General features: G+C 48.5%; 11 protein-coding genes and 1 pseudogene. 9 read left to right on the top strand and 3 right to left on the bottom strand.

The features are described 5' to 3' along the window. The first annotated feature begins 287 nt into the window (after positions 1–287). The 6 genes from A3849_RS12985 to yidC all read left to right on the top strand — a co-directional run bounded on the left by A3849_RS12985 (position 288) and on the right by yidC (position 7,424). A complete protein-coding gene (locus A3849_RS12985; RefSeq protein ID WP_256700758.1) occupies positions 288–1,532 on the top strand; it encodes an extracellular solute-binding protein in 1,245 nt (414 codons plus the stop codon). Positions 1,533–1,612: 80 nt separating this feature from the next. Then, positions 1,613–2,491, top strand: a complete 879-nt coding sequence (locus A3849_RS12980) for a carbohydrate ABC transporter permease (protein ID WP_074111795.1) — start codon at positions 1,613–1,615, stop codon at positions 2,489–2,491. 54 nt (positions 2,492–2,545) lie between these two features. Next, complete coding sequence (locus A3849_RS12975) at positions 2,546–3,457, top strand: carbohydrate ABC transporter permease (protein ID WP_074111794.1); 912 nt, start codon at positions 2,546–2,548, stop codon at positions 3,455–3,457. A gap of 32 nt (positions 3,458–3,489) precedes the next feature. Next, positions 3,490–4,968 carry an alpha-N-arabinofuranosidase gene (locus A3849_RS12970; protein WP_074111793.1) on the top strand — a complete coding sequence of 493 codons (1,479 nt, stop codon included), beginning with the start codon at positions 3,490–3,492 and terminating at the stop codon, positions 4,966–4,968. 25 nt (positions 4,969–4,993) lie between these two features. After that, a complete protein-coding gene (locus A3849_RS12965) occupies positions 4,994–5,956 on the top strand; it encodes a glycoside hydrolase family 43 protein (RefSeq protein ID WP_074111792.1) in 963 nt (320 codons plus the stop codon). Between the two features lie 625 nt (positions 5,957–6,581). Further along, positions 6,582–7,424 carry a membrane protein insertase YidC gene (gene yidC, locus A3849_RS12960; protein WP_074111791.1) on the top strand — a complete coding sequence of 281 codons (843 nt, stop codon included), beginning with the start codon at positions 6,582–6,584 and terminating at the stop codon, positions 7,422–7,424. A 113-nt stretch (positions 7,425–7,537) separates the two neighbouring features. Here yidC and A3849_RS12955 read toward each other — a convergent pair whose 3' ends face one another. Further along, complete coding sequence (locus tag A3849_RS12955; protein WP_074111790.1) at positions 7,538–7,978, bottom strand: MarR family winged helix-turn-helix transcriptional regulator; 441 nt, start codon at positions 7,976–7,978, stop codon at positions 7,538–7,540. 109 nt (positions 7,979–8,087) lie between these two features. Between A3849_RS12955 and A3849_RS12950 the strand changes: the two genes are divergently transcribed. Together A3849_RS12950 and A3849_RS12945 are read left to right on the top strand one after the other, a co-directional pair. Next, positions 8,088–9,008 carry an alpha/beta hydrolase family protein gene (locus A3849_RS12950; protein WP_074111789.1) on the top strand — a complete coding sequence of 307 codons (921 nt, stop codon included), beginning with the start codon at positions 8,088–8,090 and terminating at the stop codon, positions 9,006–9,008. A 512-nt stretch (positions 9,009–9,520) separates the two neighbouring features. Then, positions 9,521–10,900 (top strand): FAD-binding oxidoreductase, encoded by a 1,380-nt coding sequence (locus A3849_RS12945; protein WP_074111788.1) that lies wholly within the window; start codon positions 9,521–9,523, stop codon positions 10,898–10,900. A 190-nt stretch (positions 10,901–11,090) separates the two neighbouring features. Here A3849_RS12945 and A3849_RS12940 read toward each other — a convergent pair. Further along, positions 11,091–11,560 (bottom strand): annotated as a pseudogene (locus A3849_RS12940) (SDR family oxidoreductase); the annotation flags it as partial. 324 nt (positions 11,561–11,884) lie between these two features. Beyond that, complete coding sequence (locus A3849_RS12935; RefSeq protein WP_074111787.1) at positions 11,885–12,355, bottom strand: pyridoxamine 5'-phosphate oxidase family protein; 471 nt, start codon at positions 12,353–12,355, stop codon at positions 11,885–11,887. Positions 12,356–12,650: 295 nt separating this feature from the next. Here A3849_RS12935 and A3849_RS32390 point away from each other — a divergent pair, with 295 nt between their 5' ends. Beyond that, positions 12,651–17,066, top strand: a complete 4,416-nt coding sequence (locus tag A3849_RS32390) for a fibronectin type III domain-containing protein (RefSeq protein WP_178382675.1) — start codon at positions 12,651–12,653, stop codon at positions 17,064–17,066. Positions 17,067–17,268 lie beyond the last annotated feature (202 nt).

Raw genomic sequence — 17,268 nt, 5'->3', positions numbered from 1 at the left:
GGTGAAAAGTGAATTATTTTCATAAAAAAGCTATGTTTTGCATTTTGTTTTGGATAGATGTGAATAGGTTTAGATAAATCTGTTTACAAGGCATCTCTTGTATGTTATTTTATAACTGTAAGCGAATACATTCAAATGTTTTTTAATTATTTAATGAAGATGTGAAAGAAGAAGCGGTTGCCAGCCACATTAAGATAGGCACAACCTGCGAAGAGGACAGAGTTAATTGTTTGCAAAAACATTTTTGTAGATGATTCACTAAAATTATTTCATTAGGAGGAGAAAGTGTGAAGAAAAAATGGGGGCTTTCAGTATTAATGCTTGTTCTAATGTTATCAACAGTATTGGCGGGGTGCGGAAAAGATAATTCAAAGACAATTACGTTCTGGACGCCGCTAACTGGTGACGACGGTGCCTATATGGATCAACTTGTAAAGGATTACAATGCCACCAATCCGGAGATTAAAGTGAAACATGTAATTACCTCCGATATGTACACCAAGCTGTCTACTGTTCTTAACTCCGGCAAAGGGGTTCCAGACTTAACCATTATTCATGCGGACCGTGTTCCCGGCTATGTCAAGCAGGGTGTACTTGAGCCTATGACAGCCGTAACTGCTGCACAGCCTGAGATCAAACAGGAAAATTATCTGCCGCAAGCATGGTCGACAGGCACAATTGACGGTACTCAATATACAGTTCCTCTTGATATCCACAGTAACGTGATGTACTACAACAAAGATCTGCTTAAGAAATATGGTGCTGAATCGTTCCTTGATGATAATGTGGTAACCATTGATGAAATGCTCTCCCTAAAAGGAAAGCTGGCTGAAGGCGATTATGTTGTTAACGATGCACTGTTGGGCTGGGTTATTCTGGCACAGATTCAGAACCTGGGTGGAGATATTCAGGAGAACGGCAAACCAGCCGTCAACACTCCGGTAATGAAGCAGGCCTTCGAAGATGTGAAAAAAATCAACGATGCGGGATTGATGACACCTTTTGGTGAAGACGGATACCTGATGTTCCAATCAGGCAACGTATTGTTCTCCACAGATGGTACATGGAGCTCTACTGCACATGCAAAGGTAGAAGGCTTGAATTTTGGAGTCACCAATGTGTATTCACCAACACCAGATAAGTTCACTAACAGATCGTCCTCCCACTTGTTCAGTATGATGAAGAATAAAGACAGATCCGAGGAAAAAGTAGCAGGCATCGGTAAATTCCTGGAGTTCATCCGCGAGAATTCAATCGAGTGGGCTAAAGCAGGACAGATCGTAGCCAGTAAGCAAGTCAATGAAAGTCCTGAATTCAAGAACTATATTCAATCCTTCTTCACTTCCAGTGAAAAAGAAATTAAATCCCTGTACATTTACACCTATGAATACTATCCGTACATTGCAGAAGCTGTAGATACGTATTGCGGGGATATTGTACGCGGTAATGTAGACATCGATGAGACTCTGCAGACCATGCAGAAATTTGTTGAAGACAAAATCGCCGAAGGAACCAGCGGAGCAGCAAAATAACAGAATAGCGGAAATGATAGCATGAAGCAATGGGCCGTAATCCGGAACATTGCTTCATGTCAAAGGAGAAATGAATGCCTATGAAAAAGAAACTGAATCTCGCGCCTGCCTTCTTTGTCGGTCCACATGTTATCCTGTTTGCTGTTTTTATTTTGCTGCCGACATTCTACGGGATTTATGCTTCGTTTACCAAATGGAATTTGATGAACGAGCCGGTCTGGGTGGGGCTGGATAACTATAGAACTATTCTTTTTGACAGCAAATCGACCTTCCATACGCAATTTAATAACGGTCTTAAGAACACGTTTATATTTGTCCTGCTGAGTGTTCCGCTGTTAATCATTATTCCGCTGCTCGTTGCGGTAGCGCTTGAACACAAAAAAGTCAGAGGGAAAAGCCTGATCCAATCGATTATTTACGTTCCAGGCTTAATCTCCATATCTGCAGGGGCGCTGATCTGGCTGCTGCTCTTTAACAAGCAACTGGGGATGGCCGGCAATGTCTTTGGTTCGAATGTTTCCTGGCCGGCGCACCAGCCTTATGCCTGGATCCTCGTTATTATCATCACGATCTGGGGTGGGGTCGGCGGCAACATGATTATTTACCGTGCCTCTATCAGCGGTGTATCGCAGGATTTGTATGAATCGGCAGAGATGGACGGAGCCGGAACGATACGACGGTTTACAAGTATTACGCTACCTTCGATCCGTTTCCCGCTGATTTACACCTTTGTTATGACAACTGCCGGGGCTTTCAACGTATTCGGGCAGCCTTTGATGATGACTGACGGAGGACCACGCCAAAGTACACATGTACTCATGATGTATATCCGCCAGCTGGCATTCGGTAATGGGGAGTCCATTGCGGGTATGGCTTCGGCTATGGCTGTATTGCTTGGATTGGTTATCCTGGCCATCTCGGCTCTGCAATATTATGTAATGAACCGGAATGCGGCTTAATTTACGATATGGCAAGGAACCCAAAGTGGAATTTAAAAAGGCAGGTGTACCCGTATGTCCAATCAGATGACGCAGCAATACGATAAACGTCCCCGCGTCAAAGAACAGGCAGTGAAAGGAAAAGCCTCGGGGATCAGCATCTCGAAATATGTATCTTACTTGTTTTTGATCGTGCTTTGTATTATTTGGATTATTCCGGTTATTTTTGGTATCACGACTTCCTTCCGGTCACAGTCTGAGGTAGTCTCTTCCGGATTCAGATTGTTCCCTAAAAAATGGATTCTTGAAAACTACACCGCAATTCTGGAGAATACCTCAACCGCTCCTATACTGCGTTGGCTGATGAACTCGTTATTCATTGCAACGATGCATACTCTTTTTGTGGTTGTGGTTATTTCCATTACCGGTTATGGCTACTCACGGATGAAATTTAAAGGCAGAGATACACTCTTTTTCACCTTGCTAGGCATCTCGTTTTTCCCTGGCGTGGTGAATCTGATCCCTTCCTACAAAATTATTGACGCGTTAGGCTGGGTCAACACCTCGTGGGCGATGATTATTCCGGGACTGGCAGGCATGGGCAATATCTTTCTGGTCAGACAGTTTATGAACGGAATTCCGAAGGACCTTGATGAATCCGCTCACGTGGACGGGGCAGGACATTTCCGGATTTATTTCTCGATTATTATGCCTCTAGTCAAACCTGTATTGATCGTATGTGCCTTGTTCTCCTTCACTGGATCATGGAATGACTTTTTGTGGCCTGTAATCGTGTTTACGGATGTGGATAAAATGCCGGTTACTGCAGGGCTGTTATTGCTTCAGGACATTTATGGAAATTACCGTATGATCGGGCAGTTGATGGGCTCAGCGGTCTTGGCGATTATTCCAACCTTGCTGTTGTTCATGTTCGCACAGAAATACTTTGTCCAATCGATCAATCTGAATTCAGGTATCAAGGGTTAAGTAAATAGAGACCGGGTAAGGAGAGAGAAACAATGACTGTGAAGATGAGAATTCTATCAGATCTGCCTAAAAGTACAATCAATAAAAATATCTACGGGCACTTTGCCGAACATCTCGGCAGATGTATCTATGAAGGGATTTGGGTGGGTGAAGATTCTCCCATTCCCAATACGGACGGTATCCGTAATGATGTCATAGCTGCGCTGCGCAAGCTGGATATTCCTGTGCTTCGCTGGCCGGGCGGCTGCTTCGCCGATGAGTATCACTGGAAGGACGGCATCGGCCTTCCCGAAACACGCAAGCGGATGATCAACACCCACTGGGGCGGCGTAGTCGAGAACAACCATTTTGGCACGCATGAATTCTTCCGGCTCTGCGAGCTGCTGGAATGTGAACCGTATATTTGCGGCAATGTCGGCAGCGGCACTGTTCAGGAGATGTCTGAATGGGTGGAGTATATGACCTTTGACGGCGAATCTCCCATGGCAGGACTGCGGGCCGGGAATGGGCGGGAACAACCGTGGGCACTGAAATATTTTGGCGTCGGGAATGAGAACTGGGGCTGTGGAGGTAACATGCGTCCGGAATATTATGCCGACCTGTATCGCCAATACCAGACGTATGCGCGTAATTATGGGGACAACAAGCTCTACAAAATCGCCGGAGGCGCTAACGTGGACGACTATAACTGGACGGAAGTGCTGATGCGCGAAGCCGGACGGTTTATGGATGGTCTGAGCCTGCATTCTTACACAATTCCGGGAAGCTGGGAAGAGAAGCGTTATGCACTTGGCTTCGACCAAGGCGAATGGTTCGAAACAATGAAGAAATCCCTCCATATGGACGAGCTGATTACCCGGCATTCAGCGATCATGGACAAATATGATCCGGAGCAGCGGGTAGGATTGATTATAGATGAATGGGGAACCTGGTTCCTCAGTGAACCGGGAACGAATCCGGGGTTCTTGTACCAGCAGAATACACTGCGTGACGGGCTCGTGGCTGGAATTCACCTGAATATTTTCCAGAATCACAGCAAACGGGTACAAATGGCGAATATTGCACAAATGGTCAACGTATTGCAGGCGCTTATCTTAACCGAAGGCGATAAAATGCTGCTTACGCCTACTTATCACGTCTTTGAGATGTACAAGGTGCATCAGGATAACGAGCTGCTTGAGGTGGCTTTTGAGAGTCCGGTGTACAGCATGGGCGGGGAGTCTCTGCCTCAGGTAAGCGTATCTGCTTCCCGGGATGCCGCCGGCAAGATTTACATTTCGCTCTGCAACATCAGCCATGCGGACAGTGCCAGCCTAAGCATTGAGATGATAGGCACTATGGCAGGAAGCGTATCGGGCCAGATTCTGACCCATTCTGACCTGAATGCCCACAATACCTTTGAGGCGCCGGAAACCGTGGGGACGGCTCCTTTCACTGTGGCCGCGATGAAGGACGGAGTGCTGGACTGCCAGTTGCCTCCGGCATCGGTTGTTGTCCTTACCCTGGAGTAAAAGAACGATATAAAGGAGAAACATTATGAGCAGGAATAGAGAATACTGCAATCCGCTTGTGGAGCAGCGTGCGGATCCTTGGGTCTATAAGCATACGGATGGTTACTATTATTTCACGGCTTCGGTGCCGGAATACGACCGGATTGAAGTACGGCGGGCCGAAACTATTGAAGGACTCCGGGATGCCGTACCAGCTGTGGCCTGGCGCAAATATGAGACCGGACCGCTCAGTGCCAACATCTGGGCTCCGGAAATTCATTATATTCAAGGCAAATGGTACATTTACTTCGCGGCTGCCCGGACTACGGAGACCAAGGAAGGACTGTTCGATCACCGTATGTACGCACTGGAGAACGAATCCGCGAATCCCCTGGAGGGACACTGGGTGGAGAAGGGCCAGGTGAAGACAGCCTGGGAGTCGTTTGCACTGGACGCAACAACCTTCCAGCACAAGGGAGTGCTCTACTATGTATGGGCACAGAAGGACCCGGACATTCCGGGGAATTCCAACCTGTACATTTCAGAGATGGAGAATCCGTGGACACTGAAAGGCCCGCAGACCATGATCTCCAAACCGGAACATCAATGGGAAATTATCGGATTCAGTGTCAACGAAGGTGCAGCCGTACTGAAACGGGACAGCAAAATCTTCATGAGCTTTTCGGCCAGTGCCACGGACCATAATTACTGCATGGGGCTGCTGACAGCTGACGAAGACAGCGATCTGCTGGATGCCGCCTCCTGGAGCAAACACCCTGAACCTGTATTTCAGACCAGTGAAGTGAACGGACAATATGGTCCGGGTCACAACAGCTTCACGGTTAACGAAAATGGGGAAGATGTGCTGATCTATCATGCGCGCAATTACAAGGAGATCACCGGGGACCCGCTCTATGATCCGAACCGCCATACCCGCGCCCAGGTGCTGGAGTGGAATGAAGACGGCACGCCGAATTTCGGAGTGCCGGTGAAGGATGGCGGGAAGTAAGGAAGCAGATATAGGTATTATAATATTGGTATATGAATAGCCATTAGGCAAGTAACAAAAGTGTCCTACCAGCCCTAATTAGGGTTGCAGGGCACTTTTTGCCGTTCGAAGAAAATAAACGATTAGGCTAAAAAATAAAATGAAGTCCTAGATTAGGGGGATAAAATTGTATACAGAGAAAAAATTATTAGACCGGAAAGGGCATCCCTTGTGGATATTAAGATGATACAGGTCAAGTAAGCGGTTTTAAGCTAATAGGCAGGTTAGTGAAACCATAAAGTTTTCTCTAACGTATAACCATTATTCAATTTTTTCCAACATTGGCTCATGCGGAGGTGAACTTAACTGGAGCATTTTTATGACTTGGTTCTATTGGCATTCTCGATCGCTCTCATCTATTCCTTAGTGTCAATTCCATTCACCTATTTTTCTACACAACAGTTACACTGGGGTTATGAAATTGCTCCAGCCGGTTCAACCTGGTTTGTGGCTGTCAGACTGTCGCAACCGAGCAGCATTCAGCGGTGGATAGTACGTACCGTCAGACGAAGAGAAGCGCCAGATGAAGAGGACAAGGGTCCTTCCCCACATTGATATTCCATACTTTCAATTAGGGAGGACAACGATGAAAAAGATTTTACTGCTCCAAAAATGGGCTAAGCCCATTCTTGTCATGTTGATTGGAGTTATTCCAATCATTGTGCTCAGCGGATGTTCGGCCGCATCCCAATCAAACTCGATTAATGTCGATTCAGAAGGGATATTTAATCACTTTTTTATTTATCCCTTTTCGATCTTGATTAAATTTTTCGCGAATGAATTTCACGGAAACTACGGATTATCAATCGTACTGCTGACTTTTATCATCAGACTTGCGATCATGCCGCTCATGATGAATCAAACCAAGAAGCAATCGGACATGAAAGAAAAGATGGCCGTCCTCCAGCCGGAACTAACTGCACTTAAGGAGAAGTATAAGAACGAAGCTAGTGCGGATGTCAAAAAACAAGAGCAAGCCGAGATGATGCAGCTCTACCAGAAACATCAATTTAATCCCTTAAACATGGGGTGTTTACCGATGCTTCTCCAATGGCCGATCACCCTTGCATTTTACTACGCCATTCGTCGTACCCCGGAAATTGCAGCTCATGATTTTCTGTGGTTTAACTTGGGGACAACAGATATGATTTTGCCGCTTATTGCCGCTGCGGTGTATTACGTTCAGTTCCGCGTGTCTCAATCCGTTTCGGCGCAGGTTCAGCAAAATCCAAATAATCAAATGGCGTTCATCGGATTGTTATCACCAGTCATGATGGGTGTATTTTCATTTCAAATGCCCGCCGCGTTACCACTATATTGGGCGGCTGGCGGTATATTCATTATCGTGCAAACGATCATACTCAATAAAATGTACAAGAAGCCAAATGCAGCAAGTAAAAACCTACCCACCGGTGTAGAAGATTTATAAAATTGAAACACAAGCCCCCTCTGCCAATTTGGCGGAAGGGGCTTGTTCAATTAACGTTCGGCGTGTCTACTTCAAAAAACGCGGTCATGACATTGGGGCATTACAAGACGCTGTTACCCCTTTTTTGTTCTTTCCGCCAGCTTCGTAATCGACTCAATGTCTAGATCGGTTAATTGATCCAGAAAATGTTTGCGTATGGCCATGGAGACAATGGGACGGGCATCATCTAATGCTGATTTTCCAATGGGAGTGATGATGACTTGAACACCGCGATCTGCGTCTAATGGCTTCCTCATCACAAGCCTGCGTTTTTCCATCCGCGTCAGATGATGTGACAATCGACTCTTATCCCAGTCCATAGATTCTGCCAGCTCCTGTTGGCGAAGTCTTCCGTCCCCCAGAAGGTCTAACCGATCCAATACTCCATAATCGCCCTCGGATAATCCGGTGTGCTCGGACATCTCTTTAATTACGCGACCAAAGATGCTGTGAAAGGAGCCTTTCCATTTATACCATAATTGAATTTCTTCTTGGTTCAGTTCGCTCTTATCCATGGGAATATAATAGCATAGTTGACGTGTCAACTTCAATATGCTACATTTGCATTAGGTTGACGTGTCAACCTAGACTGATATTGAGAAGAACAAGAAAGGAACATCTATTATGAAAATGAACGTAAGTACGTCTACTCCAGTCATCTCGGTAAAGCCGGTAGTGCTGTCAGCCCTGGGACGTGGTGAGGATTTGCAGGTGCGGGTATCAGCGCCAGCGACGGGGAGTCAATTGCCTATTATTATTTTTTCGCATGGCTTTGGTAATTCGTTGGACGGCTATGGTCCGTTAGTCGACTACTGGACTGCTCACGGCTTCGTGGTCATTCAGCCCACCCATCTCGACTCGAGGACGCTGAATCTTCCTCTTGACGATCCCCGTACACCATTAATCTGGCTTTTCCGCGTCGAGGACCTAAAGCTCATCCTTGACAAACTTGATTTTATTGAAGCTTCCGTACCAGGTCTAAGCGGACGTCTCGACCAAAGTCGTATCGCTGCAGCCGGACACTCGTGGGGAGGTCAAACGGTGAGCATGCTGCTTGGTGCACGCGTTCTCGATGCCTACGGGGAACAGGGAGAGGATATGTCCGACTCGCGTATTAAGGCGGGCGTATTGCTTGCAACGCCCGGACTGGGCGGGGCTGACTTGACTCCGTTCGCTGCAGAGCACTTCTCATTTATGAACCCGAGCTTCTCCGACATGAGGACGCCGACCCTGGTGGTGGCGGGGGATCATGACCAATCCCTGCTGTCTACTCGGGGACCGGACTGGTTCACCGACCCCTATTTCCTGAGTCCGGGCAGCAAGAGCTTGCTCACCCTCTTTGGGGCAGAACACTCTCTTGGCGGAATTGCAGGCTACAACATCGCGGAGACGACAGACGAGAACCCCGAACGAGTTGCCTTGCTCGGGCAACTCACGTGGTCTTACCTTCGCGATGTGCTCAATCTCGACGATTTCAGCTGGCTGGAAGCCCAGAAGGCTCTGAAGGAGGACGCCAATCCGTTAGGTCGCATCGAATCCAAGTAAGAACCTAAAAGGCGTGATCAAAGCGAATCAAAGAAAGGGCCATCCCGACAAAGGATGGCCCTAAAACTTGCCGTTACAAACAGCGCGGTGAACCGTATCACAAGTTGGGGTGAAAATTTCTTGAGAACTAAGTATTAAAAAGTAAACAAAACTAGTTAATTATATTGCTCAAGGTTTTTTTGCTTAATAAAGAAGGAACAGAAAATATTCTGGCGAATTATGTCGAGCTTTTATATTAGCGAAAGTAGATTATAGAGCACATCTCTTGGTAATGATTCCGTATTTGGAGAAAAAAGAATGCTCTAGTTAATGCTCTTGAAGCTTTTAGAGCAAACACAGCTATTTTAGCTGCCGAAATCTCAAGGGAACTTCCAGAATTCACAGTACATGATAGTGGTTTGAACTATTTTACGTTTCAAACTGGGCGTTTGCCGTTACTAGGACAGATGTCCCTACATAGACATAAGCTGATGAGAAAGGCTTATGTCATGAGCAGGGATGGTGTAATGTAGATGGCACAAAAGTTGAAAAAGAAAAGTACACGATTAACCGGAAGGATCGTAATTCCGGGCAATCCGTCATACAATACTGCCAGAATGGAGTTCAATCGGCGCTTTTCTAAATTTCCAAGGGTCATTGTTTTTTGTCAACGAACTCAGGATGTGATCAACGCCGTCAAATGGGCTCGTGAGCGGGGCATACGGCTGCGAGTGCGTAGTGGACGGCATAGCTATGAAGGCTTCTCGGCTGTAAATGGCGGTATTATTATTGATGTGAGCGAGATGAATAAGGTTAAGGTTGATCGGAAAAATAGAGTGGCCATTGTACAAACGGGAAATCCACTTGCCCGTGTGTACAAAAAACTGTGGAATAAGCGCGTGGCAATTCCGGCGGGGACTGCGCCCGACGTAGGCGTAGCTGGACTTACCCTGGGAGGCGGCGTTGGACTACTTTCCCGCAAATATGGACTTACGTGCGATAACTTGAAACAAGTGAAGATGGTCGTAGCTTCAGGGCGATATGGGGCAAAGACGATTGTGGCAAACAGGAAAAAACATTCCGATCTGTTGTGGGCATCACGAGGCGGAGGGGGAGGGAACTTTGGTGTTGCTACAGAATATACATTTCGGGTTAGACCGATTTCATCGGTTTCTATATACAGTATAAAGTGGAAATGGAGTGATCTTGAGAAGGTGTTGCCGGCTTGGCAACGCTGGGCCCCATCTGTCACAAACCGCTTAACCTCAACAATTGAGGTGGCTGCCAAACAGGTGGGAACCATTGTATCTACCGGGCAATTGCTTGGCGGTGAAGAGGAGCTGCGTCGATTGATTAGACCGCTCTTGCGAGCAGGCACGCCGGTGAAGGTGATGGTGAAGACAGTGCCTTTTATTGAAGCAACCAAATTTTTTGCTGAATCGGACCTGAATTTGGAACCAAAGTTTAAAATAACCGGGGCCTACGGGTTCCAACCTTTGCCGCCTGAAGGAGTACGAATTATACGTGACTTTTTATCTAAAGCACCCAACAGGCATTCTAGCGTGTGGAGCCAGAGCTTAGGTGGTGCAGGAAGCGCGGTGAGCCAGGTATCGCCTAATGCAACGGCCTATCCTCATCGGAAGGCTGAGACAATCTACGAACTGTCAGCCCGGTGGAGAAATAACATGGAGCAGGAGCAGAATATTCAGTGGGTGAAAAGGTTCCGCAGAGCGTTGCGTCCCTTTGTTAAAGGAGATTATGTGAATTTTCCCGATTTGCAGATTAAGAATTGGCCCAAGGCGTATTATGGCGAGAACTTTGGCAGATTGAAGCAGGTGAAACGAAAGTACGATCCTCATAATGTGTTTCGTTTTGCTCAGAGTATTCCAGTGGGTAAGCAGGTCAGAAAATGACAATACGCACACCAGATCGAATTAAAACAAGGAGCTGACGGCGGCAGCTCCTTTGGCAATTTCTAACAATACGATCAACTGGAATAGTCCAATGCAAACGAAGAAAACAACACGTTGTGTGACATGCACTCGTGTTGCTTTCCGTGTTTTAATATTATATATGTTGTTGCTAGATAGGATTGCCCGGCTTTTAAAGATGCGAACTGCCACTTGCGTCGATCAACTGCCGGTTACCCAGCGGCTGTCCGGAGAAGCGAGTAAGGCGGCGATATCCGCAACGTCTCCAGGTTCTCCCCAACGGTTGAAAACGGAAAGGCCTGCCGCATATTTTTGTCCATCTGGATCGCTCAAAGTTCCTTCATTCATCTCGGTGTTGATGATGCCGGGTAGGATGGAGTTGACTGTAATATTTCTGCTTCCCAATTGCTTGGCCAGCAGCAGCGTAAAGGTATTGATCGCTCCTTTTGTCATGCTGTAAGTGAAGACACCTGGGGAAGCTACCCGCGTCACGAAGGAAGAAATGTTAATGATGCGCCCGCCGTCCTTCAACCGCGGCAAAGCTTGCTGCGTTACAAAAAACGGCGCTTTGACGTTAATCGTCATCACTTCGTCAAAAGTAGCTTCCGTCGTTTCTTCAAAAGTAAGAATTTGCCCGATTCCCCGGCTGGCCCCTGTAACTAACGCTATTTTTCCTGTTAATTTGCCCATCAATTCTCATCTCCTTATCCTCTGTTCCTCTATAGTTGTAACATAGGAGTGCTGTTGAAATGTTGCTATCCTATTGCAAAGCCATAAGTACATTAGCACGAAGGCAGTAGTAGCTTTCACTTCGATAAAGCTTCCGGAATGAAGTTTTAATATTCGTCAAATAGATGATATGGAGAACCTTACCATAAGTAACGGCGAAAAAAGGGAGTGTGCGGACACTCCCTTGGAGCTAATATTGTCTGTTATCCAATGTTCACTTCACATCACAAAGACTACTTAATTTGCCGTCTTATTGACAAAATCAATCTCATTTCTGATCCCTTTATGGGCGTCATTCCACAGGCCCTTTATCAGGCGAATGCGCAGCAGGCATGTGTTAGGGTCTTCGTCGTTATTGGCTTCGTAATACCACCCGGCGAATATTGTGCGCAGCTTTGCCATCATCTCCGCGTTTTTCTCGTCACATACCCAGCCCAGGTTTTCACCGATCCCATCGGCCGTAAAGTTTTCGACGATGATACAAACGGCGACTTCGGGGTTTTGGGCGATCTGCTGCATCTTGCCTGAGGTCGCGTAAGTGACGGTGTAGAACGCGCCTTCCTCATAATAGGCGTCTACAATGCGGGCGGCGGGACGGCTTTTGCCATTGGCCCCCGGTTCCAGCGCGATGGTGGACAGAGAGATCAGGCCGTCCTTGTTACCCACTTGTTCTTCCAGCAGCTTCATGGCTTCGTCGTACTTGCTCATTATATTACCTCCTAAAATGTCGTAAGGCATACAATATTAAGCTTATCATTGTAAAATCTTAGTGCATGTGAAGAATAATACGAAAAAATATTAAATCGCTATCATAATCCTCTGCCCGACTTAGGGTGGAATTGCCGCGAATGATATCCCCCTTAGGCAGTGGAAGAATTAATTATTCACTGTGGAGCGGAGGGGGATTCTTTATGTCTTCCGTATTTTGAGAGGATTTTGAGAGAAGGATCTTATAACATGCAGGGAGGGTATGTATGAGCCAAGGATGAGGGGAGTAAAAGTGATGAATCAGAAGAGTACGTTTCATTTCACAGGAAAACAGTGGGTATCGGTCATTTTAATTTTTATGGTTTCTATCTCATTATTTGTTTTTCCTGTGCAAGCGGCAGATCAATGGAGTCAATATGCCAAGGTCGGACAAGCAGGCAATAAATATCTTGGAGCGTTTTCTAATCCTTACAGTGTAACGGTAGACAGCAGCGGGAATGTATACGTGGCCGATTTTGAAAACCACCGCATCCAGAAGCTGACGGCCGCGACAGGCGTGTGGAGCGAGTGGAAGAAGGACGGCGGCGGATCAGGCAGCGGTCTGGGCGAGTTTGCTAACCCTAGCGGCGTGGCGGTAGACAGCGGTGGAAATGTATATGTGGCGGACTATTATAACCACCGTATTCAGAAGCTCACGGCAGCTACAGGGGTATGGAGCGAGTGGAAGAAGAGCGGCGGCGGATCAGGCAGCGGCCTGGGAGAGTTTAGTTATCCCCGCGGCGTAGCGATAGACGGCGACGGAAATGTGTACGTGGCCGATTCTAAAAATCACCGCATCCAGAAGCTGAATGTTGCCTCAGGTGTGTGGAGCGAGTGGAAGAAAAGCGGAGGCGGGACGGGCAGCGGCTTAGGCGAGTTTAATGAACCCTCTGGCGTGGCAGTAGACGGCGACGGGAATGTGTACGTGGCGGATTCTAAAAATCACCGCATCCAGAAGCTGAATGTTGCCTCAGGTGTGTGGAGCGAGTGGAAGAAAAGCGGAGGCGGAACGGGCAGCGGTTTAGGCGAATTCAATCAACCCTCTGGCGTAGCGGTAGACGGCAGCGGCAATGTATTATATGTGGCGGATTCTAAAAATCACCGCATCCAGAAGCTGGATGTCTCCTCGGACGTGTGGAGCGAGTGGAAGAAAAGCGGCGGAGGATCAGGCAACGGTCTGGAAGAATTTAATAATCCCAAGGGCGTGACGCTGGACAGTAGCGGGAATGTGTATGTGGCCGATTCCGGAAATCACCGCATCCAGAAGCTGACGGTAGCTGCGGGACTATGGAGCGAATATGGGTATCGGGGAGCAGTTGCTGGTACAGGTTTGGGCGAGTTTAGTTATCCAGCCGGTATGACGGTAGACAACCAGAATAATCTGTATGTAGCCGATTTCGATAACCACCGCATTCAGAAGCTGGATGTCGACTCGGGCGTGTGGAGCGAGTGGAAGAAGAACGGCGGCGGATCAGGCAGCGACCTGGGAGAGTTTGAATCTCCAACAGATGTTGCTGTAGATAGCAGCGGAAATATGTACGTTGCAGATCCGTATAACCACCGCATTCAGAAGCTGGATGTCGACTCGGGCGTGTGGAGCGAGTGGAAGAAGAGCGGAGGCGGAGCGGGCAGTGGCTTGGGCGAGTTCAGTTATCCCGGTGGTGTAGCGGTAGACAGCAACGGGAATGTGTACGTGGCCGATTCCAGTAACCACCGCATCCAGAAACTGACGGCAGCTACAGGGGTGTGGAGCGAGTGGAAAAAGAGCGGCGGCGGATCAGGCAGCGGCTTAGGTGAGTTCAATGAACCGTCCGGTGTGCAGGTAGACGGCGATGGGAATGTATATGTGGCGGATATGGGAAATCATCGTATCCAGAAGCTAACGGTAGCTACAGGCGCGTGGAGCGAGTGGAAGAAGAGCGGAGGCGGAGCGGGCAGCGGCTTAGGCGAATTTAATGAACCATACAGCGTGGCGGTAGACGGCAGCGGCAATGTATATGTGGCCGATTCCAATAACGAGCGCATCCAGAAGCTGACGGTAGCTACAGGGGTATGGAGCGAGTGGAAGAAGAGCGGAGGCGGAGCGGGCAGCGGCCTGGGCGAGTTTAACAGTCCACTCGGCGTGGCGGTAGATAGCAACGGGATCGTATACGTATCCGAATTCAGCAACCACCGCATTCAGAAATTGGAAATCGTGTCTGTCCCTTCGGACGCGCCGACTGCAGTAACGGCTGAGGTAGTGAATGGCGAATCGCAAGCCACTGTGAGGTTTACAGCCCCGGCTAGCAATGGAGGCAGCGACATAACCGGCTATACCGTGACCTCAAGCCCCGGGGGCTTGACGGCTAGCGGTACAAGCAGTCCAATCACGGTTACCGGTCTAACGTACGGGACAACGTACACCTTCACTGTCGTTGCAATAAACGGCGCAGGAACCTCGGCGGCTTCGGTGCCTTCGAATAGCGTCACGCCGACAGCATCGACAGCGCCTGCTACGGTACCTGACGCGCCGACTGCAGTAACGGCTGAGGTAGTGAATGGCGAATCGCAAGCCACTGTGAGGTTTACAGCCCCGGCTAGCAATGGAGGCAGCGGCATAACCGGCTATACCGTGACCTCAAGCCCCGGGGGCTTGACGGCTAGCGGTACAAGCAGTCCAATCACGGTTACCGGTCTAACGTACGGGACAACGTATACCTTCACTGCCGTTGCAATAAACGGCGCAGGGACCTCGGCGGCTTCGGTGCCTTCGAGTAGCGTCACGCCGACAGCATCGACAGCGCCTGCTGCGGTACCTGACGCGCCGACTGCAATAACGGCTGATGTAGCGAATGGCGAATCGCAAGCCACTGTGAGGTTTACAGCCCCGGTTAGCAATGGAGGCAGCCACATTACCAGCTATACCGTGACCTCAAGCCCGGGGGGCTTGACGGCTAGTGGTACAGGCAGTCCAATCACGGTTACCGGTCTAAAGTACGGGACGACGTATACCTTCACCGTCGTTGCAATAAATGGTGCAGGGAGCTCGACCGCTTCGGCTCCTTCGAATAGCGTGACGCCGATTGCGCCTCCAACCGCGCCGGGCGCACCGACGGGCGTAACCGCCGTTGCGGGCAACCGTGAAGCGATTGTGACCTTCACCGAACCGGCCAGCAATGGAGGCAGTCCGATCACAGGTTACACCGTCATGGCAAGTCCGGGTGGCATAGCGGCAACGGGTACGGGTAGTCCGATCAGAGTGACCGGCTTAACGAATGGCATAACCTATACGTTTACGGTAATTGCGACCAACAGTGGCGGCAGCAGCACCGTTTCCGCCGTTTCTAACGGCGTAATACCCGAAGCTCTTCACGTTGACAGCGGTGAGGACACCTCGCCGCAAGGAAGTGCGCCGGCCCAGCCAACATCCAAATCTGATGAAACGGCTGTTATCGTTCTTGTTAACGGCCAAACGGAGAGTGCAGGGACAGCAAAGGTAACGAGCGTAAATTCACAAACGGTAACAACCGTCACGATTGACGAGAAAAAGCTTGAAGATAAGCTTGCGAAGGAAGGCCAGCTTGCCGTAGTAACGGTTCCGGTGTACACCAAATCCGATGTCGTGATCGGAGAGCTCAACGGACAGCTAGTCAGGAAAATGGAAATGCGGCAAGCGATATTGGAAATAAAAACGGATCAAGCGACCTTCCGTTTACCAGCTGAGCAGATCGACATCCAAGCGATCTCGGAGCAGGTAGGTAAAGCGGCAGCACTGCAAGATATTAAGGTTCAGATTGAAATTGCTAAGCCCAGATCGCTGATTCCATGGGTTCCGAATGAAGCTGCAGAAGGAACAGTGGGAATTGTCGTTCCACCGCTTAATTTTACGGTAAGAGCTCTTTATAAGGACACCACCATTGAAGTCAATGAGTTCAAAGCTTATGTTGAACGTACAATGGTTATTCCGGAAGGTATCGATCCTGGTAAAATCACGACTGGAGTCGTCATTGAAGCGGATGGAACGCTGCGCCATGTGCCGACAAAAATCGTACTTCTGAACGGCAAGTATTATGCCAAGGTGAACAGCTTGACGAATAGCAGCTATTCTGTGATATGGCATCCGCTTGAGTTCAAGGATGTAGAACGGCACTGGGCTAAAAAAGCCATAAACGATATGGGATCACGCAAGGTCATCAATGGCGCTGCCAAAGGTCTCTTCAATCCTGACCAGGACATTACGCGTGCGGAGTTTGCGGCCATCCTGGTTCGCGGTTTAGGACTAAAACTAAAAGCAGGGGTACCGCCTTTCAGTGATGTTGATCGGAAGGATTGGTTCGCCGATGCGATTGGGACGGCATTCACGTACAATCTGATCAGCGGATTTGATGATGGCAGCTTCCGCCCGAATGATAAGATGACACGCGAACAAGCGATGGTCATTCTGGCAAGAGCGATGATCATTACCCGGCTTGAGGTGATGGATCACCAGATGACCAAACAATTACCAGACTCTTTCACTGATGCGGAGACGATATCGACTTGGGCTAAGAGCGGGGTTTCCGACTGTTTGAAAGCCGGGCTTGTTTCGGGACGAAACAGTAGTGAGCTGGCTCCTAAAGCCTTCATAACAAGAGCGGAAGTCGCGGTTATTGTTCAAAGACTTCTGCAAAACTCTAATCTAATCGATAATTAAATAGCTGCCCTACTCGAAATATCCCTCGACCGATAGAATCCGGTTTGAGGGATATTTTTCATCCAGCCGTTATAGCGTGCAAGGAGAGCCTTATCATAACTAATTGCGTTAATAATGGAATATTTAGACGTCCATCGTGGGGCTTCCGATCCTGTTGTTTTTTGTTTTTGGCCCCATTTTTCGCGCCTGGGCTGAAGGTACC

Origin of the sequence: Paenibacillus sp. P46E (assembly GCF_001909095.1) — a bacterium.
Lineage (GTDB): Bacteria > Bacillota > Bacilli > Paenibacillales > Paenibacillaceae > Paenibacillus_AQ > Paenibacillus_AQ helianthi.
The sequence above is the reverse complement of the archived record's forward strand: the minus strand, read 5'-3'. Positions and strand labels throughout refer to the sequence as shown.